Annotated in this window: 16 protein-coding genes; 2 read left to right on the top strand and 14 right to left on the bottom strand. The window is 43.0% G+C overall.

Annotated elements, in window-relative coordinates; genetic code table 11:
* Positions 1–127: 127 nt before the first annotated feature.
* From typA to IGI76_RS09460, 10 genes are all read right to left on the bottom strand, one after another.
* Complete coding sequence (typA, locus tag IGI76_RS09415) at positions 128–1966, bottom strand: translational GTPase TypA (protein WP_005230064.1); 1839 nt, start codon at positions 1964–1966, stop codon at positions 128–130.
* 127 nt (positions 1967–2093) lie between these two features.
* Positions 2094–3431 carry a GHKL domain-containing protein gene (locus IGI76_RS09420; protein ID WP_438781437.1) on the bottom strand — a complete coding sequence of 446 codons (1338 nt, stop codon included), beginning with the start codon at positions 3429–3431 and terminating at the stop codon, positions 2094–2096.
* Positions 3432–3458: 27 nt separating this feature from the next.
* Positions 3459–4160, bottom strand: coding sequence for a LytR/AlgR family response regulator transcription factor (locus IGI76_RS09425; protein WP_087627605.1), 702 nt, complete (start codon positions 4158–4160; stop codon positions 3459–3461).
* 196 nt (positions 4161–4356) lie between these two features.
* On the bottom strand, positions 4357–4809 hold the full coding sequence (locus IGI76_RS09430) for a hypothetical protein (RefSeq protein WP_438781438.1): 453 nt from the start codon (positions 4807–4809) through the stop codon (positions 4357–4359).
* Between the two features lie 5 nt (positions 4810–4814).
* A complete protein-coding gene (locus IGI76_RS09435) occupies positions 4815–7886 on the bottom strand; it encodes a glycoside hydrolase family 3 protein (protein WP_333719238.1) in 3072 nt (1023 codons plus the stop codon).
* A gap of 81 nt (positions 7887–7967) precedes the next feature.
* Positions 7968–9542, bottom strand: a complete 1575-nt coding sequence (locus IGI76_RS09440; protein ID WP_333719239.1) for an MFS transporter — start codon at positions 9540–9542, stop codon at positions 7968–7970.
* Positions 9539–12100 carry an alpha-L-rhamnosidase gene (locus IGI76_RS09445; protein WP_333719240.1) on the bottom strand — a complete coding sequence of 854 codons (2562 nt, stop codon included), beginning with the start codon at positions 12098–12100 and terminating at the stop codon, positions 9539–9541. The genes IGI76_RS09440 and IGI76_RS09445 overlap by 4 nt, the downstream gene beginning before the upstream one ends.
* A 10-nt stretch (positions 12101–12110) precedes the next feature.
* On the bottom strand, positions 12111–14495 hold the full coding sequence (locus IGI76_RS09450; protein ID WP_333719241.1) for a glycoside hydrolase family 2 TIM barrel-domain containing protein: 2385 nt from the start codon (positions 14493–14495) through the stop codon (positions 12111–12113).
* Between the two features lie 193 nt (positions 14496–14688).
* A complete protein-coding gene (locus IGI76_RS09455; protein WP_333719242.1) occupies positions 14689–15699 on the bottom strand; it encodes a glycosyltransferase family 2 protein in 1011 nt (336 codons plus the stop codon).
* Between the two features lie 91 nt (positions 15700–15790).
* The gene (locus IGI76_RS09460) at positions 15791–18223 is read right to left on the bottom strand and encodes a glycoside hydrolase family 3 C-terminal domain-containing protein (RefSeq protein ID WP_333719243.1); all 2433 of its coding nucleotides are present in this window, start codon (positions 18221–18223) and stop codon (positions 15791–15793) included.
* Between the two features lie 234 nt (positions 18224–18457).
* Between IGI76_RS09460 and glf the strand changes: the two genes are divergently transcribed.
* Positions 18458–19585 carry a UDP-galactopyranose mutase gene (gene glf, locus IGI76_RS09465; protein WP_333719244.1) on the top strand — a complete coding sequence of 376 codons (1128 nt, stop codon included), beginning with the start codon at positions 18458–18460 and terminating at the stop codon, positions 19583–19585.
* Positions 19586–19720: 135 nt separating this feature from the next.
* Here glf and IGI76_RS09470 read toward each other — a convergent pair whose 3' ends face one another.
* The 3 genes from IGI76_RS09470 to IGI76_RS09480 all read right to left on the bottom strand — a co-directional run bounded on the left by IGI76_RS09470 (position 19721) and on the right by IGI76_RS09480 (position 21882).
* Positions 19721–20488 (bottom strand): inositol monophosphatase family protein, encoded by a 768-nt coding sequence (locus IGI76_RS09470; RefSeq protein WP_333719245.1) that lies wholly within the window; start codon positions 20486–20488, stop codon positions 19721–19723.
* Between the two features lie 8 nt (positions 20489–20496).
* Positions 20497–20769: a UPF0223 family protein gene (locus tag IGI76_RS09475; protein ID WP_140966325.1), complete on the bottom strand. Its 273-nt coding sequence runs from the start codon at positions 20767–20769 to the stop codon at positions 20497–20499.
* A gap of 207 nt (positions 20770–20976) precedes the next feature.
* A complete protein-coding gene (locus IGI76_RS09480; RefSeq protein ID WP_333719246.1) occupies positions 20977–21882 on the bottom strand; it encodes a hypothetical protein in 906 nt (301 codons plus the stop codon).
* A 188-nt stretch (positions 21883–22070) separates the two neighbouring features.
* Here IGI76_RS09480 and IGI76_RS09485 point away from each other — a divergent pair, with 188 nt between their 5' ends.
* Positions 22071–22595, top strand: coding sequence for a type 1 glutamine amidotransferase domain-containing protein (locus tag IGI76_RS09485; RefSeq protein WP_201689339.1), 525 nt, complete (start codon positions 22071–22073; stop codon positions 22593–22595).
* Positions 22596–22667: 72 nt separating this feature from the next.
* Here IGI76_RS09485 and IGI76_RS09490 read toward each other — a convergent pair whose 3' ends face one another.
* Positions 22668–23867: an MFS transporter gene (locus tag IGI76_RS09490; protein ID WP_325843841.1), complete on the bottom strand. Its 1200-nt coding sequence runs from the start codon at positions 23865–23867 to the stop codon at positions 22668–22670.
* Between the last annotated feature and the right edge of the window lie 68 nt (positions 23868–23935).

Consider the following 23935-nt stretch of genomic DNA (forward strand, 5'->3'; position numbering starts at 1 on the left):
GGAGGGAAATCGGCTGATTGCTTTTCTAGGGGTTGCGGCGAAGAGCCGCTGCACCACAGGAGCAATCCCTTTTCCATCCTTCGGAAAATCGAACAGATCAGAAGTTGGTAAAAACCTCGATCATTGTTTATTTGTCAGCTGTTTTTTTCTTTTTCTGTGATTTTTCCCGTTCGCTCTTGTTTAAGATTTGTTTTCTCAAACGAATGCTTTCTGGTGTTACTTCACAGTATTCGTCATCGTTCAAGAACTCCAATGATTCTTCTAGTGAAAGGATTCTTGGTTTCTTGATGACAGATGTTTGGTCTTTCGTCGCTGAACGGACGTTAGTCATTTGTTTTGCCTTCGTAATATTGACCGTTAAGTCATTGTCACGAGAGTTTTCGCCGACGATCATTCCTTCATATACTTCAGTACCTGGTTCAACGAAGACCGTTCCACGTTCTTCAATACTCATGATTGAGTAAGTCGTTGCTTTTCCTGTATCGATCGATACAAGTGCGCCGTGGTGGCGTCCGCCGATTTGCCCTTGGATCATTGGCAAGTATTGGTCGAAGGTGTGGTGCATGATACCGTAGCCGCGAGTCATTGATAAGAATTCTGTCGTATAGCCAATCAAGCCACGAGCTGGTGCTAAGAAAATGATTCGTACTTGTCCATTTCCTGTATTGATCATATCTTGCATTTCTGCTTTACGAATCCCTAGTGATTCAATCACTGAACCCATGTATTCTTCTGGTGTGTCGATTTGCACTCGTTCAAATGGTTCGCATTTCACGCCATCAATTTCGCGTTCGATAACTTCTGGACGAGAAACTTGCAATTCAAAACCTTCACGACGCATGTTTTCGATCAAGATCGACAAATGAAGTTCGCCACGTCCTGAAACAGTCCAAGAATCTGGTCCGATTGGTTCAACACGTAGAGACACGTCTGTTTGTAGTTGCGCCATCAAGCGTTCTTCAATTTTACGAGCGGTTACGAATTTCCCTTCACGACCTGCAAATGGTGAATTGTTCACTACAAAGGTCATTTGTAACGTTGGCTCATCAATGTGTAAAACAGGTAACGAGTCTTGGTGATCGATCGGTGTGACTGTTTCACCAACGAAGATGTCTTCCATCCCAGAAACAGCGATCAAATCGCCAGCTTTCGCTTCTTGGATCTCTAAACGTTTCAAACCGAAGAAACCGAATAATTTTGTGACACGGAATTTCTTCACTTGGCCATCAAGTTTCATCAAAGCAACTTGGTCACCAACTTTGATCGTTCCACGGAAGACACGTCCGATTCCGATACGTCCAACGTAGTCATTATAATCAAGCAACGATACTTGGAATTGCAATGGCTCATCGCTGTTGTCGATTGGCGCTGGAATATGTTTTACGATCGTATCAAACAATGGTGCCATCGTTTTTTGTTGATCGGCAGGATCATCTGATTCACTTGAGGTTCCGTTGATCGCTGAAGCGTAGATCACTGGGAAGTCCAATTGGTCATCGTCTGCACCTAATTCGATAAATAGTTCTAATACTTCATCTACCACGTGCTCAGGACGAGCAGATGGTTTGTCGATTTTGTTAACAACAACGATTGGTACTAAATGTTGTTCCAACGCTTTTTTCAATACGAAACGTGTTTGAGGCATCGTTCCTTCATAAGCATCAACAACTAAAACAACACCATCGACCATTTTCATGATCCGCTCTACTTCACCACCGAAGTCCGCGTGTCCTGGGGTATCCATGATATTGATTTTGGTTCCGTTGTATTCAACCGCTGTATTTTTCGCTAAGATCGTGATACCACGTTCTTTTTCGATCGCATTTGAATCCATCGCCCGTTCTTGTAATTGGGTATGGCTATCTAACGTTTGGGATTGTTTCAATAATTCATCAACTAATGTAGTTTTTCCGTGGTCAACGTGGGCAATAATAGCGACGTTGCGGATATCATTTCTAATATTCAATTTATAAACTCCTTTTTTGGTGACATTGCACTCGACAAGCCATTATACCAGAATTTCTTTCTGAAATATAGTGCAAAGTTTTCATTTTTACAGAAAAAGCAGACATCTTGTCGATATCTGCTCCAATTCATCCTCGTTTTGGCATAGAATGCTTAACGGGAAACAGCAATTTCAGTTCAAACCAGCCATCTTCTGTTTGGATCACCATCGTTCCTTTGTATTTATTCACCGTTTCGCGGACACTTTTTAACCCATACCCATGAAAATGTTTGTCTTTCTTGGTGGTGATCGGCAAGCCGTTTTCAAACGTCAAGGGTTCTTCGTAGCGATTTTCTAGGCAGATCAAAAGCATCTCCCCTTTACGGCTGATTTTCAATTGAATCAAGCGATTATCTTCTTTGGTAATTTTGCGGACACTTTCAATGGCGTTATCGATAATATTACCGAAAAGCGTACTGATATCCACTGAATTCATAAAAGAAAGGCTTGCCCCATCTGCAATCACGGTGAAGGTAATTTTTTCTTTCTGACAAAAGATTTGTTTTCCTGTCAAAACAATATCTAACACACTATTGCCGGTATCCATCCTTGAGTCGTACGAGTTGATTTCTTTTTCCATGACAGCCAAATAATCCTGTGTCTCCTGTGAGAGAGGATCATTTTTCAAAACATTGATCAAATGTTTCAGGTCGTGATACTTTTGATTGATGATCTCAATGCTTCTTTCCGAGGTTTGATAATTGATCATTTGATTTTTTAGCAAGCTTTCTAACTTCTGTACTTCAAACTTTTGTTTCATTTCATTCAATTGAACGTGGTAGGCAAATAGCAGCGCCACTCCCCCAAAATCCACCATCGTTCGAATATTAAAAATATCTCTAGCCATACTCCCACTAAAAGGCGTATTTTGATACACATAGCTGATATTGCTCATGGTGAATACCACGATCACGATAATCATCACCGAAGCGATTTCTCGATAGGTGATTACTTGTTCGGCACTTTCGATCACAAATCGTTTTTCCAATTTGTACAAAAGGCCTAACAGCATACTGCATCCCAAAAAAATAAACGCATAGGTTCCGATATAATCGAAGGAAACTTTGAAATCCAATACAAGAAAATAGTAGATTTGATACGTGAGTGATGCAGCAAATTCACCTACGATAAATGCCCGTGCAGTGAAATACAAGGCATTTTTCCACGGAATCTCAGCAGTGGTAAAAAGAAATAGAAACATTATAAGTGCTGAAATGATAATGATCGGAATAAAATAGACTTGTGAGACATCGGAATTAATGATTTCCATATGCAGATACAAGATCAAAAGGAATACAAAAACCCGTCCAATTTTTTTCTTGGTTAGCTTCTCTGTTTTCGTCAGTAATACGAAAAGTAAGGTACTCATCCAATAAGCGATCGCATAAAAAATACCTGGAGTTTCTGATAGTTGATACGGGGACAAAATTGCTTCACCTCATCTAATAGTCATTTAGACATGCCATTGTTTCGCCAGTGTATCCATGATCAATTTGCGTTTTCCTCGGCTGATAGGCAACTCTGCTTCTCCAACGATCACAGTCGAATGATTAATACCCGTGATATGCCTCAGATTGACAATAAACCCGCGATGGATTCTCAAAAAACGATCCGGTTGTAACTGCTGCTCCAATTCCCGCATGACACCGATCGATTCCAATTCTTGATCAGTTAATTTAAAAATCAATTTATGTCCTTGGCTTTCCACGTACTGAATCGCATCTTGATTGACGCGATAATAATTCTGTCCGGCTTTGATACGCAGAAAACTGTCTTCTTTCATCTTCAGTCGCTTGATTGTTTTTTTTAAATACTCCGACAACGAATAATAATTAAAGGGTTTAAGGATATAGCCAATTGCATTGACATCATAGCCTTTGACTGCATATTGCGCCGTACTGGTAATAAAAATGACGAAGACATCAGAATCCCGCTTGCGAATTTCCTCGATCGCTGACATTCCATCGATCAATGGTAGATGGATATCCATCAGCAGCAAATCAAATTCCGAGTCATAACGTTCTACGAAATCATACCCATCATGAAAGGTTTCTACTTGAAAAACGACTCCTTCTTTTTCTTGAAATGTCTGTAAATATGACAAGAGCTGTTGCCGATATTCTTCTTGATCTTCCACGATTCCAACACGGATCATGCGCTCACCAGCCCGCTGCGTTTTTTTATAGTCATAGTGTTTAATCTCCCTTCTTTAAAAAAGTAAAGCGTTTTTTTCGTCGTTTTTCTTATTTTATTTTAACATAATTTGTTATTTATGAAGCGGTTATTTTTACGCAGGAAAAGCATAGAGAACGAGCGCTTTCACGTCTTCTCTATGCTTTATTTTTATCGCTTTACTCGGTAACTGTTTTCTTCTGTCCAACATCGAAAAAGGCTGCGATGACAGAGATCAACCAAGTGGCTACGAAGATAACAATGATCATGATGGCTTGAGAGCCAGCATCGAACGCCGCTTCATTGTTCATTTCAAGGTTAGAACCGAAAATATAGCCAAAGGATTCAAGTCGCATGCTGATGAAGCGCACACCACCTAAGATAATCAATAAACTAGCTACGATACGGCTGATATCAGCTGCCATTAACAGTGATTTGGTTTTTGCATAAAAGGATAGCCCAATCGTCAAAAGCAGGAATACTAGCGCTGCTGCTAACAAATACAGAACATTGACTTGCATGTCTTGATAATACGCTTTATTAACGTTGGAGATATACAAGAAGACCAAACTCGTCGTGAGGACGAAAACCAGCAGATAGATATACAAACTGATTTTTTGTTTCTTTAACATTGTCATCATTGTTCCGCTCCCTTCTTCTTCATTGAAATAAAGACATAGCCACCAAAGCTAATAACTGCTACTGCAAGGCCGCCATAGATTCCGACGGTCATGGCTGTCTCCCACCATGGCGTAATTCGGATCGTCTGAACATTTTGGGCGGCACTTTGGGCATAGGCATATAATTGATACTTCATGTTTTCTCTCGCTTGTTCAACAAATTGCGCATCTTGGGCTGCCAAATCAACGGTCAGATAAGGCCAAGCCTCTAAGACATTCGCCATCGTCTCATTTGAGGCAAAATCTGCCATCATCGTAACGCCTGCCATAATAATGGATTCTGGACGGAAGTAGCCGTTGTTGTTGACCATATCTGTCGTCAGTAAGCCATTGAAGCCCCACTCTTCTCGTAAAATATTGATCAACATTGGGACAGAATTATTCCCGTTCGTTGCACCGATCCGGCTGAAGGTCACCATTGCGCCTAACGCGCCGGCATCTTCAAATGATCCTTGGAAGGCACGTAAATCACCTTCACGGGCTTTTTGCTCCGTCATATAAGGCGCGATGCCACTTCGTTGTGTTTCTTGATCATTAAATGCCAGATGTTTTGGACCAATAATGATTCCGTAGTCCAAGGCACCTTTGACTGTATTTGCCGACATATAATTAGACAACATTGGGTCTTCAGAATAGTATTCATGGTTTCTTCCGTTGTAAGGGGTCCGATGAATATTAGCTGCTGTGCCCCAAATCAAGTAATTTCCACTCCATAGACCGTCATTACCAAGTAAGTTGCCCCATTCTTCTGCCAGCTCATGACTAAAGGTGCTGCCGATGATCGTAGCATTTGCCATCGTTCCTAGATGGTAATCTGCATTTTCATCCTCTTCATTTAACCCTCGACCACTTAGCGTTGTGCCGAAACCATTCGGACCGTCATTTTGATAAACGAGTGGCGAATTGATTTCTTCAATGACATCACTCGTACTTCCACCTTTAGCGATTCGCGGTATCAAGATGTCTAAAGGAATCTGATTAACTAGCTGATCCCAACGAATATCATCAATGTCAGTAACCCCTGCCATATCAGAAAACATCAATGGGTCTTCGATTCCATCTACATTGGCTTCCCCATTTTCCGTAAATTGATAGTTTTCATTCGCAAGGTTTTGGACCCATTCTTCCACTTTGTCACCGTCGATCGTCAAATCGTCATAGGTTCGAGGAAAAGTTCCTGCCCAATCTTGTCGAGTAAGATAGGTGGCATAGTCTGGTTTGTAGTAGTTGATGTCGGCATCTTCCAGCTGATTCACGATCGCTGTGCCATTTTCAGAATAAGCAAATGTTTCTTCGTCAACGGTTCCTTCTTCACCGATCGCCACACTCACTACCTGAGCTTCATTTCCATCGGTATCATGCCCTTTAGCTGCCAATACTGCATTGACGGCTTCGTGTGCTCCATCACCAACAGCAAAATAATAATCGCCGCCATCTAAAATATACCCGCCTAATCCGTCTTTCGCTGTCGAATCCCAGCTAGCCATATATTTCATGTCAACTTCGATCGTAACTGTTTGCGATTCAGAAGGCTCTAATAGCTCTGTTTTCTCAAATCCGATGAGATTGACAGCTGCCTTTTCGATGTTTTGCTCACGATTATAGTCCGTGTATGGCGCATTAAAGTATAGCTGGCTAGCAAATTTACCGCTTACATTTCCTGTATTGGTAACAGTCACTGTCGCAGTTACTTTATTGTTTTCTTCGTCGATATCGATCGCATCTAAACGCTGGTCAAAGGTCGTATAAGAAAGACCAAACCCAAAATCATAGGTCACTTCATTGGCATAATCCCAAACGTCTGCCCCATCGATCGCACCGACGTTGCTATCGGCTTGTCCAGCACCGACCACTGTATCATAATAGCGGGTTTCATAATATTTATAACCGGTATAAATTCCTTCGGCTTGGATCAAGTAGTGGTCGGCAGCTAATGACGCATCCCCACCAAAGCTTCCTAAAGGAGAAGTTGCTGACAGTTCCCCCATCAAGGATTCCTCAAAACGAATTTGAGATAGATCATCCAACTCAATTTTACCAAAATTCTGCATCGCAGGGGAATTCGCAGTTGCAACAGCATAGGTGTCCGTCAAACGTCCTGAAGGATTGACTGCTCCCGTCAAAATATCGGCAACACCTAAGAAGCCATAAGCACCAGGGAACCCAACGTACAAAATAGCATCGATGGCATCGTCTTTTTCCAGCTCGTCGATTTCCATCGTCGAACTGCTGTTGATCATAACGATCACGCGATCGAAGTTTTCTTTCGCAAGCTCAATCAAGGCTTTCTCGTTTTCAACTAGACCTAGCGGCGTATCCGTACCATAAACTTCTTGATCGATGCCTTTTTCTCCAGGATAGTAATCACTGCCCTCAGAGCCTGGTCGTGAAATCACCACAATGGCGGCATCATTATACTCAGCAAAGCTTTCTGTAAAGTCGGAATCATCATTTTGCGCCGTCTCATAAAGATCTGTTGCTGGTTCAGATGGTTCATAAGGGGTTGAAAAATTAGCTGGACGATGCCCGTAGATCGGAACGGTATTCCCAAAACGCTCAAAAGAGCCGGTCTGGATCTCCCCCAGACCATTGTAGATCTCCGTCATCGTAGGATTTAATTCAAATCCCCGTTCTTCTAAAGCTTCTTGCAGATTGATTTGGGAATCGCCAACAACGGTACTCCCCATTGTCCCACCTAAAAATGGATAAGCACTCCCCATCCCCAACAAGGTGACCCGATTCTCTGTTTCCGCTAGGGGCAACGCTTGATTTTGATTTTTTAATAAAACGGTCCCTTCTGCTGACATTCGTTCACCCAGGTCACGATGTGCTTGGATCAGCTCCGCACTAGTTTCGTAATCAGAAGTGAATTTGTCATCATTGATGATTTTGGTACTTGAAGTCCCAAGGGCACCATCAATGATCGGGCGCCACTGATCCGCAACGCCGGTCAAGCCCATCAAAGCACCTGACATCGATAATGACAGTGCAGTCATCCCTCTGCATAGTCGTGATAGATTTTGATTCATGTAGATTTCCTCCCTTTTTTCAACTCATGTTTTCCCTTTGGATACGTTTCTTGAATGGTATTTTCTTATCTACTCCCTCCTTTAGGTTTTCATCGCTTCTTGCGATTGTTTTGCCCGTTGTTCTTCTAAAATCAATCGTTCTTGGGGATCGATCCATTCTCCGCCAGATTGGAGAACCTTTTCCTTCTGACTAGCTAAGATCAGCGCCTGATCTTCTTTCGTGTGCTTTTCTACGGTTAGAAAAAGGAGCAAGATCGCAATACCCGCATAACAAATCAACTCAAACCCTAAAAATGCCCAAACAAGAACGGACGAAACTTGTGCGTTTTGGGTGATAGCAGTCGGGTCATAGCCGCTGAGCGTCAGCAAACTGTTGACTAAGGCATTCCCAACCCCTGTCAGACCTACCATGATCGAACCGTAAACAGACATCGTAAACCCATCGCTACGAAAGCCATTTTTGGCTTCTAAGTGATCCAGCACATCTGAAAGTAGCGCTAGTGTCACAAACATCGCAGGCACAGTACCGATCCCTTTTAAAACTAAACCGATGGCAACCGTTGTGAAATCATGGACATCGATAAAACTGATCAGGCCACCTACCACAGCAAAAACGATCCCTAGCAAAACGGAATTGCGTTTACCCAGTTTGTTTGCCAGCGGCCATGCCACCAACATCCCAATTGCGGTCGGTAAACCAGCGATCAAACCTAGTGAGCCCATTGCGACACCGGCAGAGGCTTCGTCGACCACGGAACTAAACATCCAGCGAGCGTAATACCCCATCGATCCGTTTTTTACGAGCCCACCGAACTGGAACAAGAAGAAATAAGAGATGATCAACCACCAATACTTATCCGAAATACAGGCGGAGAACTGCTTTTCCAAAGAAATCTTCTCTTCTTTGATCGCTAGTTTGGCGTTTTCTTCAGTGATTCGTTCTCGGGTAAAGTAATACTCTAAGAAAATGGCTAGAAACGTCGTGACACATAAAAAGATCATCATCACGCGCCAGTTGTTATAGCTAGCTGCTCGATCGATCACACCCTCCGTCGAAACGAAAAGATAGCTTTGTAACAAGATCGGCACTAAGATACTTCCGCCTAACCCGACAGCCGCTACACCCGAGGCATTAGAAAATGTCGCTAATTTGCCGCGCTGATTACTATCTCGTGTGGATAAGGCGACCATGGAACTATGTGCTGTGTAAAAGAATGGATAGGCTACGGCGTAATAAAAATTATAGGAAAACGCCAGCCAGATCATCTGTAACGTCGGGGATGCGTTCGTTGGTGTAATGAATAGAAATACGATCGCTATCACCAATAACGGTGCAGAAATCAACATATACGGTCGAGCTTTTCCCTGGCTGGTTCGCGTATTATCGATCAATCGACCAACGAATAAGTTACCCAAAATGACAAAGACCACTGAGATTAATGGTAATAAGGCTGAAAAATGCCCGAACTGATTTGTATCTGTCCAACCAATCACATCTGAATAATAACGGTTCAAATAGGCACCGAAGATCGCATTGGAAAGCAATGCCAAAAAAGGCCCAATAAAATATCCTAGAAAAACTTCTTTCTTTTCGACTTTTGCGGTGGTGATTTTGGTCTTGAAGGCGGGCGCTTCAAAGAGTGTTTTGACTTTCATGCGCTGCTTCCTCCTATTGCTTCTGAAAAATGATACTGTCCGTTGGTCAACTGATGGCGCTGACCACTAGGCATTTGTAAATAAGCGGTCGTCCCGATAGGTACCTGCACTTCAATCGAAAAGTAACCATCAGCGATCTGCCAATTGCTGATAATTTCGCCATAACTACACCTTACTTTCGTCTTAGCAAAGGTCAGATCACCACCAATGATCGGTCGCACAGTGAACGCTTGATAGCCGCCTTTGATCGGTTCGATCCCGGCGATCCGCCGATAGAAAAAGTCACCGACTGCCCCGCTGGCATAATGATTGAAGGAAACCATTCCATTGGTTCCATCATCGGCACCCGTATTACTAGTACCGTCTTCTCTCAAGGCATCCCAGCGTTCCCAAATCGTTGTGCCGCCAGCTTTTACTTGAAAAAGCCAAGATGGGCAGGTATCTGTTAAAAGCATTCGATAGGCTTCTTCTACATACCCATTATCTGCCAATGCAAACAAAATGTACGGGGTACCAGGAAAACCGGTGCCGATATGATATTCGTTTTCTCGTACCAAACGTGCCAGGTTGGCTGCCGCTTTTTTCGCATCTGTCTCTGAAAGCATTTGGTAATACAGCGGTAAGACGTACGCAGTTTGAAATTCTTTTTTCACACGGGCATCTTTGTCCATCAGTAATTGGCGATAAGCAGTGGATGTTTCATGAAAAATTTTCTGATAGTACGTGCTATCTTCAGAATAGCCCAAGATCGTTGCAATCTGTGCTAAAAGATTGCTGGTATTGGCAAGGCTAGCCGTGCCTGTCCATTTGCCCCGCAGCATCCACGTCCAAAGTTTGCCTTCAGGGGCGACCCAATCGCCATAATGATGCAGCAAACGCCAAATTCGTCGGTGCTTGCCAAAGGAAAACAGTTGTGCCCAAAACAGACACGCTTTGTGGTATTTCTTCATCGCATGGTATGTGGTGCGCAGGATTTCTGGATCACCACTACTTAAGTACTCCGCCCATGGAACCAAAATCACGGCATCTCCCCAGTGATCAACGGCCATTGGGATCATGATCTCCCATTGAAAAGGCACGACCACCAGCGGTACGGTTACTGGAATTCCGCCACTTTTTCTTTGTTCTGAACGGACATCTTGAAGCCACTTCTCATAAAAACGACGCATATCAAAGTTAGTAGAAGCCGTTCGAGCAAACAAAGCAATATCCCCGGTCCAGCCCATTCGTTCATCCCGTTGGGGGCAATCGGTGGGAATATCGACAAAATTAGATTTTGCTCCCCACAAAATGTTACTTTGCAGCTGATTCAACTGAGGATTAGAACAAGTAAAAGAGCCGGTTTCCCTTACGTCAGAATACAAAGCGATTCCTTCAATGGTGATTGCTTCTGGATCGATTCCTTCGACACTCAGATAGCGAAAGCCCATGTAGGTCAACCGTGGCTGATAGACTTGCTTTCCCTCCTTGCAGGTGTAAATAATTGCTTGCTTCGCAGTCCTGAGCGGTTCGGTAAACAGTTCGCCATCCATCAAAATCTCAGCATGTCTGATCGTTAGTTTCTGACCTTCATTTCCTTGAATGGTCAGCTTGACAATACCGGCAAAGTTTTGCCCCATGTCATAGAGCCATTTTCCACTCGGTGATCGTGTAATTGACTTCGGCTCAAAAACCTCATGCTCTCGCACAGGTACACCAATTTGGGCAATGATCCGCGGCTTGATTTTGACTGTTTCAAGGGAAGCTGGTTGCCACGAGCGTTGCGTTTCATGGAACCGTGCATCGTAAATTTCGCCGTTGTAAAATTCCGCCTCTTTTAACGGACCCTCCATTGCTGTTTGCCAGTTTGTATCAGTAACGATCTTCTCAAAAGACCCATCACTGTATTCAATGTGAACCTCCGCTAAAAAGGCTTGTCTTTTGGCATAGACGCGGTTGCGTCGTGCGTAGGTAAACGCACCAGAAGCCCATCCTCCTGCCACGACAACTTCCATTTCGTTGCTCTTTGCCAACTGTTTTGTGATGTCATACGTTTGATACTGCAACTGATGTTTATAAGAGGTGAAACCTGGAGCAAAATAGTCGTGACCAATTTTTTCTCCATTAAGGGTCATCTCATAGATCCCTAACGCTGTGGCATAAATCCGTGCCTTGACAACTGACTTTTCACAGGTAAAGGTATGTTTGAAGTACATCGGTTTTGGTGATGTTTTCTTCTCCGTAAAACGATAACTTCCATTGGTGATCCATGATGCTGCAAATGAACCGTCCATCTTCCCCGTCTCAAAATCGCAACTGGCTGCTGCTTGATTTCCTTGATCATCTTCTACTGTCAAATGTACGGTATAGGTGGAGAAAGGCTTCAATGGCGGACCATCGTAATAATGATGATTCCCACTGGTCGCATCACACGTCCATTCCCCCAGCGTTAAGACTGCTTTTTTGATCATTGTATTTTGTCTTTGACTGGCAACGGTATAGGAAAAACAAGGATTGGACTTATCAGTGACGCATTCTTTTTCTAAATCTTCAACAGTAAAACGCGTAATCTCTAGCATACATCCTCCTTTATTTCGTGTCATTGCTTTTTTTCACTACTTCGTTTATCTGAATGGCTGTACGCTCAGACCTACTTCCGTCAGCTACCATCAGTTCGATTTCGTTTGCTTCAGAATCAGCTTGCACGATCGCTAGTGCTTCGCCATAATAGGTTTTCGTTTTCGAACCAGTATAGCCTTCTGGGTTGTAAGGACAAGCATGACCTAACCCTAATAGCTTACCGCCTTTGACCGAAACCGCGACTTCATGGTTTTCCATCGGCTTTAAAATGCCGTTGCGATCGGTATACCGCAAACGAATAAAGGCCAACCCTCGAGGAGAAACAGTACTACTTTCAGGTTCAAGCGTTAACTGAGTTTCTTTTTGTGCGGTCACTAAAGAACTACGGCCAATTTCTTGCTCATTTTCGTCATAAGCAACAACGGTCAATGTGCCACTTTGATAAGTGGTCTTGACGACGGTTCGACAATCATTTTTCATTTTTTTCTTAACGACAAGCTGATCATTCAAATAAAGAGCGATTTGAGCCGCTCGAGCATAGACTTCGACTTCGGCTTTCTGACCTTCGCAGCCCGGCCAAGTCCAAGAAGGCATCGCATCCGTCAATTTCCATGCGGATGGTGAATGTTTGCCTTTTTGATAAACAGGCTTCACCGCTAAAAGGGGCGTTGTGGTTTTTTCGAATGCCACTTTTGTGTAAAGGGTTTCGCCACCTGCTGCACCAGTGATATCCAAGCGACCGCTTCCAGCGGTCAACCAACCAGCTGGACTGGCATTTTTAGGATAGGCATCTTCATAAACCCACGAACCAATACCGGCTTCACCGATATAGTCCATGCCTGCCCACACGAAATCTCCAATAATTCGAGGGTGTTTTTTTGCCAGTTCCAAGAAATAAAAAGCATCCTTACAGAAAGTTTCTGTCCCTAAAATCAGCCGCTTCGGATATTTTTTCAAGTCTTTTTTATAGCGTAAAATGCCGTAATTGTAGCCGGCTATGTCCATATTGGCAAATGATTCATAGGTCGTACGGTCACTTCCTCTGAGGGTTGCCCCCAACTTCATGGTCTTATCGCCCAACAAACCAGCCAGCTTATTATAAAACTCACTTCCGACAGCTTTTTTCTTTTCTTTTTGGGCTTTTTCATCAGTATAGACCCCAAAGCCTAGTGAGCTTAGATAATTGAAAAAGATGTTGACACCACATGTTACCGGTCGCGTTGGGTCCAACCCATGCAAATGTTCCGTTAACTCTTTCGTCAGCTCGATTCCCCGTGGCTCGGCTGTTTCCGAGACTTCATTCCCCGTCGAATAGAGGATCACGCTAGGATGATTAAAATCTTTGTCCACCATATCAGCAAGATCCTGACGCCACCAATCACTAAAATCATTGGCATAATCGTAACGGGTTTTATGGGTGTACCACATATCGACATATTCATCCATGACCAGCATTCCCAACTCGTCACAAGCATCAAGTAGTGCTTTTGAGCAAGGATTATGAGCTGAACGAATCGCATTATAGCCAGCTTCTTGCAAGAGTTTGACTTTTCGTCTTTCGGCATCTGGAAAAGCAGCGGCGCCTAACAAACCGTTGTCATGATGTATACAGGCACCTTTTAAAATGCGACGAACCCCATTAATCAAAAGCCCCGCTTCCGAATCCCATGTCAGCGTTCGTAAGCCGAATCGAGTTTGATACTGACTGCCTTCATACTCAATTTGACACTGGTATAAGTTCGGCTCTTCTGGTGACCATGCCTTTGCATTGGGCAGCGGTAGGTTGATCTGTGCTGATCTGTCGATCGAGACATTTGACCTTGCAATCACTTCCTCCCCATCGATAATCGAGACCAGCGCTTCGCCTTTACTGTTGGATTTTAAAGTCAATGAAATGACTGGTGGTTTTGTTGATACAGTAGTGATTTTTATGCCATTTAGCAAAAGATGCTTTTTCGGTAAAACGAGTAGATTGACGGGACGGTAAATCCCTGTACCCGTATACCAGCGACTATTTGGCTGATCGGAATTTCGAGCAATGACCTCTATAGTATTTTCCGATCCAAAATGCAAAAACGCATCCGCTTCAACATAAAAGTTGGTGTATCCGTATGGACGAAAACCAGCCTTTTTTCCGTTGATGATCACTTCGGCGTTGCGATAGACTCCTTCAAATTCAAAAACGACTTTTTTTTCTTGGTAGTCCTCAGGCACGAAAAATGTTTTCTTATAGAGGTAATCAAGCCCTTCATACCAGCCGATGTTGGCAGCGCCTAAACTCGATTCGCTTCGTGGCTCTTCGCGCATTGCATCATGTGGGATGGAAACAGGTTTCTGATTGTTTGTGCCTAAAACACCACAGACCCAACCTTCATTAAAATTTATGATCTCCAAAAGAATCCCTCTTTCTTCCTCAATTCTTTACGAAACCAATTATAGCGTGCACAACAAGCGAAAAAACGCTTTCTCACGAATGGTCGACTTTTTTGCACGAACGGTTATGATTCTAAAAATAAAAAGGACAAACCTCATTTATCCGTAAGGTTTGTCCATAGTATTGAAACGATCTCATCTAATATAAGTTGCATCAATTAAAGCCATAAAATTTTTGAGCAAGGTGGTAAAAGCCTAAGGAAGCTTTTCGCCCGATGGCTCCTGGAAAATGGACGCCGTGTCCTAAGAGACCGAACCGTAAACGAAAATACAACAGCTGATCTCGAGAGCGAATCAACTTCCAAAGATCCTTTTTCTTTAGCAAACTTTCTTTCGACCCTTCTTTGATCAACAAAATCGTTGAAACAGTTGTGATTGCTTCTAAATATCGTCGCATATAACGAGTGACTTCTTTGCCAGCTTGATCCAGTGAAAGATAGTAATCGATCATTGTCCGATTGACTTTCAATTGCTGGTCGATACGACTGATCATCACTTTTTCATTGACGGACTGATCCGATCGACCAATATAATAGCGATAAAAATCGACATTTAAGTAGACCATTTTTTTGACGTACGGCAATGGTTCATAGACATACAGATTATCTACATAAAAGGTATGTTTGGGCAACTGTAGGTTTGCTTTTTCTAATACGCTTTTGCGATAGATCACTGAGTGCATCAATAGGTACTTACTGAACGGAAAACGCACGTCCGCCCAGCCGAATGGTTCATTTTCTGTCAAGAAGCGCTGATAATGGATGCAACGCTTGTTTTTCTTCCACTGGGTTTCATAGACGTAATTACTGATAACCATATCGATCGAATTTGCCTGTGAATCGCTTGTCAAAAAGGTCAAAATTTGTCGATACGCCTCTTCATCTACCCAATCGTCGCTATCTACGATTTTGATAAAGGTGCCACTAGCAACTTCTAAGCCCGTATTGATCGCTTGACCATGTCCGCCGTTTTCTTGATGGACTGCTTTGATTTGCTTTGGGTAAGAACGCTGATAGCGTTCAGCGATCGCTCCGGTTTGATCATGGGACCCGTCATTTACAATAATGATCTCAACGGTTTCCCCTCCTACTAATAATGAATCAATACAGCGTTCCATATAATCTTGCGAATTATAGCATGGAACAATTATACTTAAAGTTTTCACGCTTGATCCCTTCCCCACATTTAACTTTTTTGCTTCTTTCCCCAAAGTGTTGCAGCAGATTTATTTTTGTCTTTTGAAAAACATGAAACCATCAGTGAAGCTGCGATAGTTGTTTCTTATACTTTCTTTGTAGCTTTTTGTTGCGGATAAATGCCCGACAAAGCCCGAAGCTTCCTTTGAAGAAGTGCCCGTTGCATATAATCAACAATTGGTCGATCATTGCCATGCTGACCATCCCATTGGTCATTTTGGCGATGCCACGAAACGGCATGTTCCAAATGAACAATAAGTTTAGATCCAATTTTCCTTTTTTTTCGTTGCGCTTCCTCATGGTATTCAAGACAAGAAAAACCAAACGACCTAGAGGACTTTTTGCCTGCTGCAACTCTGCAATAGTACTGTTTTTGGCTAATGGCTGATCGCTTGATTCTTGCGGTAATGGTTGGTTCAAAAACTGTGCAAAATCATGTAGCGTTGCTTGTTCGATCCGCTCAGGATAAATAGCTTGTTCGTTCACCGTTCTTTGTCGTAAAGTGGCGGCTTTCTGATCGATCAAAAGCGTGCCTTGAAGTTGGCTCTCTTCACAATTCCCACCAATAAATAGGGTATATTCTCCTGCCTCAACTGCCCAGCAATTTTGTTGGCTGTCATAAACACGAAAGGTCTTATCATCAAAAGGCAATGTGACCGTGCGTTTTTCACCACTGGCTAAGGCTACTTTTTTGAATCCTTTTAATTCTTTTTTCGGTCGCATCAGTTGACTTTCTTTCAAACCAACATACAATTGGACTACTTCTTCACCATCTCTGTCTCCAACATTTTCAATTGTAAATTTTACCTGATTTTCTTCAATGATTAAACCACTATAAGCAAATTCCGTATAACTTAGACCGTAGCCAAACGGAAACAAAATTGGTTTTTTAAACGTGTCATAATAGCGATAGCCAACAAACAGTCGCTCTTTGTAATAGGCAAAGCGGCTTGTTGCTGGGAATTCTTGACCGAACAAAACGTCGTCATAGGAATATGGATAACTTTCTGCTAGTTTTCCGCTCGGATTATATCGACCGAAGATCACATCCAGCATCGCAGAAGCGCCTGCTTGTCCACCTAAGTAGCCATGAAGCACACCAGCAGCTTTATCCAGCCAGGGCATTTCAACAACCCCTCCCGCCGATAAAACAACGATTACTTTTGCAGTCGTCTGACAAAGTTTTTCAATCAACTGATTTTGATTTGCGGGCATCGCCAACGTCTCACGATCGATCCCTTCACTTTCATAGCTCTCATCAAGTCCGGCAAAGACCAGCACCACCTCACAGTCATCTGCTAAAGAAACAGCTTCTTCGATCAATGCTGCTTGTTCTGTTGCTGTTTTACTACTACTTTTTCGGACATAGCCTTGTGCATAACCTGCCATTTCAGGAGTATAATCGCCAATCTTTTCTAAAATCGACTCGACTTGTTTCGCATTTACCATCGAAGACCCCGCACCTTGGTACCGAGGTGTTTGAGCAAAATCGCCAATAATTCCAACCTTTTGCTTAGGATTTAAAGGCAAGCAGTTGTCATCATTTTTAAGCAGAACCACGCTGCTTCTGGCTGCTTCTCTTGCGACTGTATGATGCTGTGCCCAATCGATCGCATCTGTTCCAGATTGCTTCTTCGTCTCTGAGAAGACCGCTGCTAGTTCAGCAACCCGTACATCAAGCTCCGACTCAGCCAAACGATTCCTTTCAATTGCTTCAATAATTTCTTGTGCGCCAGCGATCCCTTGCCCTGGCATCGCCAAATGACAGCCATTTCTGATCCCTTCGACATGGTCATTATCCCCGCCCCAGTCGGAGACAACAAAGCCAGCAAATCCCCATTCATCTCGGAGAATCTCTTGTAATAAGCGTTTGTTTTCATTGGCGTAAATGCCATTGATCATATTATAGGCGCTCATGATACTTTTAGGTTTTCCTTCAGTGACGGCGATTTCAAAATTTGTTAAATACATTTCTCGTAATGTCCGCTCATCAACGATGGAATCCGATGCCATTCGTCTCGTTTCTTGACTATTGACAGCAAAATGCTTCGGGCAGGCAATCGTCCCGTTTTCTTGAATACCTCTGATATTTGCAGCCGCCATTTTCCCTGCCAAATAAGGGTCCTCACTGAAATACTCAAAATTGCGCCCGCCTTTAGGATTTCGCTTGATGTTCAGACCTGGACCCAAAACGACATCAACCTCTAACGCTTTTGCTTCTGATCCAATACATTCACCAACCTTCGCAGCAAGTTCACAGTCCCAGCTGTTTGCAATTGTTGCCGCCGGCGGAAAACAAGTTGCTGGAACGCTTTCATTCAGCCCCAGGTGATCTGCTTCTCCCATTTGTTTACGAATACCGTGCGGACCATCTGCCATAAAAATCGATGGACAGATCGCTGGTAGCTCATGTGTCTCCCAAGTATTTTTTCCTGAAACAAACAATACCTTTTGTAAACGTGTTAATTCTGCGATTTTTTCTTGGCTATTCATCTAAACCCAACTTTCTGCTATGTATAAATCATACGTCTATAAATCTACTAGCAGTAGTTTATCATGGAAACGCCAAGCAATGAGCGCCCTTTCATGAACGGTCGCTTTTTGCTCATGAATAACCAGCCAATTATAAAGATTCTTTGACTCTTTTAGAAAACGCTTGCTTTGATCGGTGGCAGCCTTTATCTTAGAATTTGTATATCTTAAACAAAAGCTGAGAGGAGCGAACACATGAAGACTGGCAACTACCAGTACTTGATCGTTGGTGCGGGCTTATTCGGGTCGATCTTTGCTCATGAAGCAGCCAGAAAAGGGCATCGTTGTCTAGTGATCGATAAGCGTGACCACATCGGAGGCAACTTATATACTTATCAAGAAGACGGCATCACCGTTCATCAATACGGCGCCCATATTTTCCACACGGATAGTAAACATATTTGGGCATACATGCATCGCTTTGCTGACTTCATTCCTTTTACCAATCAAGTCTTAGCGAACTATCAAGATCAATTTTATAATTTGCCTTTTAATATGAACACCTTTTATCAACTCTGGGGGGTACGAACACCGACAGAGGCACAAGCGATGATCGCTCAACAGATTGAAAGTGCTGGAGTGAAAGGAAAGCCTAAAAATCTTGAAGAACAGGCGATCCAATTAGTGGGAACCGATATTTATCGTAAGCTGATTGCCGGCTATACTCAGAAGCAATGGGGAAAGCCCCCTCGCGAGCTGCCGAGCTTTATCATTCGTCGACTGCCGATTCGTTTCACCTATGATAACAATTATTTCAATCATCGGTTTCAAGGGATTCCCGAAGGCGGCTATACGCCGATTTTTCAGAAATTATTAGATGATGATCGGATCGATGTTTGTTTGAAAACGGACTTTGAAGCTGAAAAAGCAGCCTATTTAGCACGTTTTCCTAAAATAATCTATACAGGGCTGATCGATGCCTTTTTTGACCAAAGATACGGTCCTCTAGAATATCGTTCGTTACGTTTTGAAACAACCAAACATCCATCACCAAACCTTCAAGGAAATCCCGTGATCAATTACACGGATGAACGGATTCCCTATACGCGCAGCATGGAATGGAAACACTTCGATAAGCAAGGTGATCCTGACACATCCATTCTGACCAAGGAATATCCAGCGCCATTCACGACGGATGCTGAGCCCTACTATCCAATCAATGACGAAAAAAATAACCAGCTGTATAAAAAATACAAACAGCTGGCAGCGAAACAGTCGCAAGTCTTATTCGGGGGACGTCTCGGCTCCTATCGGTATTTAGATATGGATCAAATCGTCAGTGAAGCATTAAAGCTGGTACAAAAAGAACTTACTGCGAACTAAAAAGGCTGGGCTACCGTTTTCGCTACTTAAGGACAGCGTTGACTCCCACCAGGTCCAACGAGTGGGAAACGGAGTTTCCAGCCTTTTTTTCTATGCGTATCAGTTCATCGATTATCAGATAGTACGCAAGCTTTCTTATTGATTGACGATCGCCAATAATTCTTCAAAAGCTTTCGGTGTACCGCCGATAAACAATTCCCGTCCATTCAAGGATGGCGGCTCTCCTTTGATGTTTGCCATCTTTAATCCAAGAGTTTCTAACAAAACGCCCCCTGGCGCATAATCCCATGGTGCAAGATGAGAAAGATAGCCTGCTCTTTGTCCTTTAGCGAGGGCGATCAACTCTACCCCAGCACATCCAGTCATACGAATGCCTAATGCTTTGTCACTGACCTCGGTTTCGTGGTGGCGGTTATGGATCAACATGGGTGAATTCAAGCCAACGAGACCCTCGGATAAGGCAATATCTTTCGGCGGTTCAATCTTCTTGCCATTGTTATAAACACCAATCTCTGGGCCACCCCATAAGAATTCATCTTTCATGACATTATAGACAAAGCCAAAGCGCCCTTTGCCCTCTTCATAAATCGCGATCATGATACAAAAGTTTTCTTTTTCTAACACGAAATTCATCGTTCCATCGATCGGATCAATGATGAAGACCCGTCCACTCATGTCGGCAAGTGTGTCCAGTCCGTTTTCTTCACCTAAAATTTTGGCATCCGGATCATAGGATTGGATCTTACCAATCAGAAAATCTTGCGTGGCTTTATCCAATTCTGTCACTAAATCTTTCCGTCCTGATTTTGTCTCGACCACTAAGTTTTCTTTATTTAAATTGTCTTTGATCGTTTCACCTGCAGCGATCATCCACTGGCGAACTTCATTAACGATTTCATGCATTCGTTGATCTACCCTTTCATTTTTAGTTTTCCCTCAGTCTTTTTCGCTGCCTGCACAGTATGGTATAGCGAATAGCCTGATAGTTCTTCAAATTCTCTGCCTAAACGACGTTCCTCGCCAATGCTAGGAACGACTTTCTTAAAGGCTTGATACGCCTCAAGAAACGTGCTGCTAGGAAGGCCTTTTTCATAGGCTTGTTCTAGTCGTTCCCACATCTTCATGACGACGACCATTTCATCTGTCGACCAATCTAAGTCAAGAGGATATTGATAATCCCGCATATTACCACTCCTATTCATCTTATTCAGTGTACCACAAAATTAAAAATAGGTCAGAGCCTCCGCTGCAAAAAAGGTACATCCTAGCAATGAATGTACCTCTTGTATACAAACTATTGAGATTTTTAGAAGCTGAAACCCATGAATCTCAAATAAGAAGGAAATTCCTTTGTTCTTTCAACGAGATTGCTTATTAGAAAATGACCGATTTCAAAATGATTCGTCTAGAAAAGCCTGCAAAAACAAAAAATTTTTAATGATAGTAATTGATTTCCACCACTGTTTACTTATGAAAAACTCTGGGTAATCCGTTCCCCATTGCCATGGAATGACAAATGATCCATCTTCTTGTTGGTATTTTAAAATTTCTTGGGCTTCTTTTTTACATAATTCTTCACTAAAGATCCCAAGCAGCTGCTCTCTTGTAAAGAAAAAATTTGAAGGTTTGCTGACATAAGACGTGAACCACTCTTCTGGCTCGTTTGAGACAGTATGGCGAATTTGCTGGAATAAGATCTCGCGAAAGCGTTCATTTGCTAAAACAGGCTGATACTGGATTTCTTCACAGTCTTGTAATAATTCTAGATAGACGACTAATGTGTGCATTTCACTGGTTGGTTCCTTAAGGAAACTTGCAACTGCTGTTTCGACGATTTCTTGTGCTTTTTGATAGAGGGTAGTTTCCCCTGTTTTTAAGATCATACCAGCTAGACTTACTGTTGGGTTGTCTGCTGGCACGCCTACAGGACTCTCCCACCAAATCGCATGCGGATAGGATACCGTTGACGGCACTTGGTTGAACCATTTCCCTTCAGAAAACTCTTTTCCACTAGCTAAATACCTTAAAATCCCTTGGACTTGTGGATTTGTCGAATGAAGGCATTCAAGCTCTTTTAAAATTCGACATGCCTCCCACACTGCAATCGGTGTACTGTTGGGATTCCAATGATCAGGTTCCAAACCATGCCCATACCCACCATCTTCATTTTGGTAGAATTGTAACGCCTGTAATACAGCCTCGCGAGATCCATTTTCAAAATGATACTGCCAACGAGCAAGGTCTAAAGGGCGCGCGTTTTTGTAAATAAATTTTCGAGCATTTACGAATGCTTCCACATCTTCGCCTCCTTTGGCTTTCTTTCATTATCTCTTACTTTCCTAATGATTACAACGCTTACATCAATACCATTTCTCTGAATGACCATTCTCAAAATAGCTTCTTGGCATTTTTTAAGAAGCATACTTTTGGTGTTTCTCTTTGCATGATGTTACAGTAAGAATAACAAGAAAAAGGAGGAATTCTCTTGCGTTTAGAAAACAAAAAAATCATTGCCTTAGTCGACAATGATTTCGAAGATTTAGAACTGTGGTACCCGGTCCATCGGTTACGGGAAGAAGGCGCGCAAGTCGATTTAGTCGGTGAAGAAGCGCATAAAACGTATATTGGCAAATACGGTGTACCCGCAGAATCAGCCTATGCTTTTTCTGATATTCATGCCGATGACTACGATGCCATCTTAGTTCCAGGTGGTTGGGCGCCTGATAAATTACGACGTTTCCCAGAGGTCATCTCTTTCGTGCAAACGATGGACAAAGACGAAAAAGTCATTGGTCAAATCTGTCATGCAGGCTGGGTCTTGATTTCTGCGAATATCTTGCAAGACAAGACGGTCACCAGTACACCAGGCATCAAAGATGATATGACAAATGCTGGAGCCACATGGGTAGATACACCTGTGGTTACGGATGGACATATCGTTTCCAGCCGCCGTCCTCCAGATCTACCAGACTATATGCGGGAATTTATCGCTGTATTAGAAAAGAAATAGTACCCGTTAATCAGATTCAAAAGAGTTGCGACCGAAGCAAATACGGCCGCAACTCTTTTTTCTACCTATCGATCATTCGCTTAGGATCGCTAGTTTCTTGTTACTTTTAGGGATTTTTTTCACACCGATAAAGGTCAATGCAGCACCTAGAACGGCAAACCCAGTCCCAATCAAAAGCATTTCCCAAACACCGAAGCTTTGGATCAGCATCCCGCCCAAAAGATTGCCAATCACGCCACCGATCGTGGTAGCAATGATAATAATCGTTTGTCCAAAAACCCGATCTTCATCTGCCAAACTATGGTTGAACAAATAAGCCGAAGCTGGAATAAACAAAGCAAAACTAACCCCTTGCATCAAATGGCTCAATTCCATCAAGATAATGGAGCTGATCAACAGCATCAGCACCCCACGAATGGCAAAGGCAACACTGGAAAACAACAGCCAAAAACGGCTAGACCGTATCCTCACTAACTGTTCAAAGAAAATCATGCCTGGCAATTCGCATAACGCCGCAACCATCAGGGCGATGCCAACTTCCTTACTGCCACCGCCAATATCGGCAAAAATTTGTGCCAAAAAGCTGTTGATCATCGTGTGGAAGCTGAAAAGAAAGCTAAACCCGACAAAGAGAAAGAGTAGAAAAGGATATTTCTTCAAAAAGGCACCTGAATGACTTTGTTCTGTCAGCATCACGGGCATTTCTGGCTTCTTGATCGCTGGCAGCAAAAGCAAAATAATGAGAAACAAAACGGCCTGCCCGATAGCGATCATTGGCAAAAGGGCTGCCGAAAACTCCTCCAAGAGCTGCCCCAGTAAAAAGGAGGTCCCCGCAAATCCTAGTGACCCACCCGCACGAGAAAAGCCAAAATTGATTTTGTTGCCGCTATTCGTGTATTCAAACGCCAAGGCGTTGAGAAAGGACTGCATGGAAACGAGCAAAATCCCTCCTAAAACATAGGTCAGTATTGATAATGCAGGGAAAATCACACCTGCTAAGAGCACCGCGACCACGCCGATTGTCATCGTTTTCAAGACAACGATCAGCGGTACTTTACTTTTTTTGATAATGACTTGACTGATGAAGGGCTGCAAAATCGTAGACGCAATATTGACTAAGGCTAAAATACCGCCAATTTTTGCTGGATCGACCTTGAAATAAATCAAAAAAAGGGTCGCAAAGCCATAGATTGAGCAAAACATCATCCAATAAAGAAATTGCAAACTTGTGTAGTAAAATCGAATCCTCTTGTCACTTGCATGATTACGCATACATCTCCCACCTTATCCATATTCCTTAGCAACTAAATATAGCATAGAACCGATGGATTTACTATCCT

The organism is Enterococcus sp. DIV2449a (genome assembly GCF_051711225.1).
GTDB lineage: Bacteria > Bacillota > Bacilli > Lactobacillales > Enterococcaceae > Enterococcus_D > Enterococcus_D casseliflavus.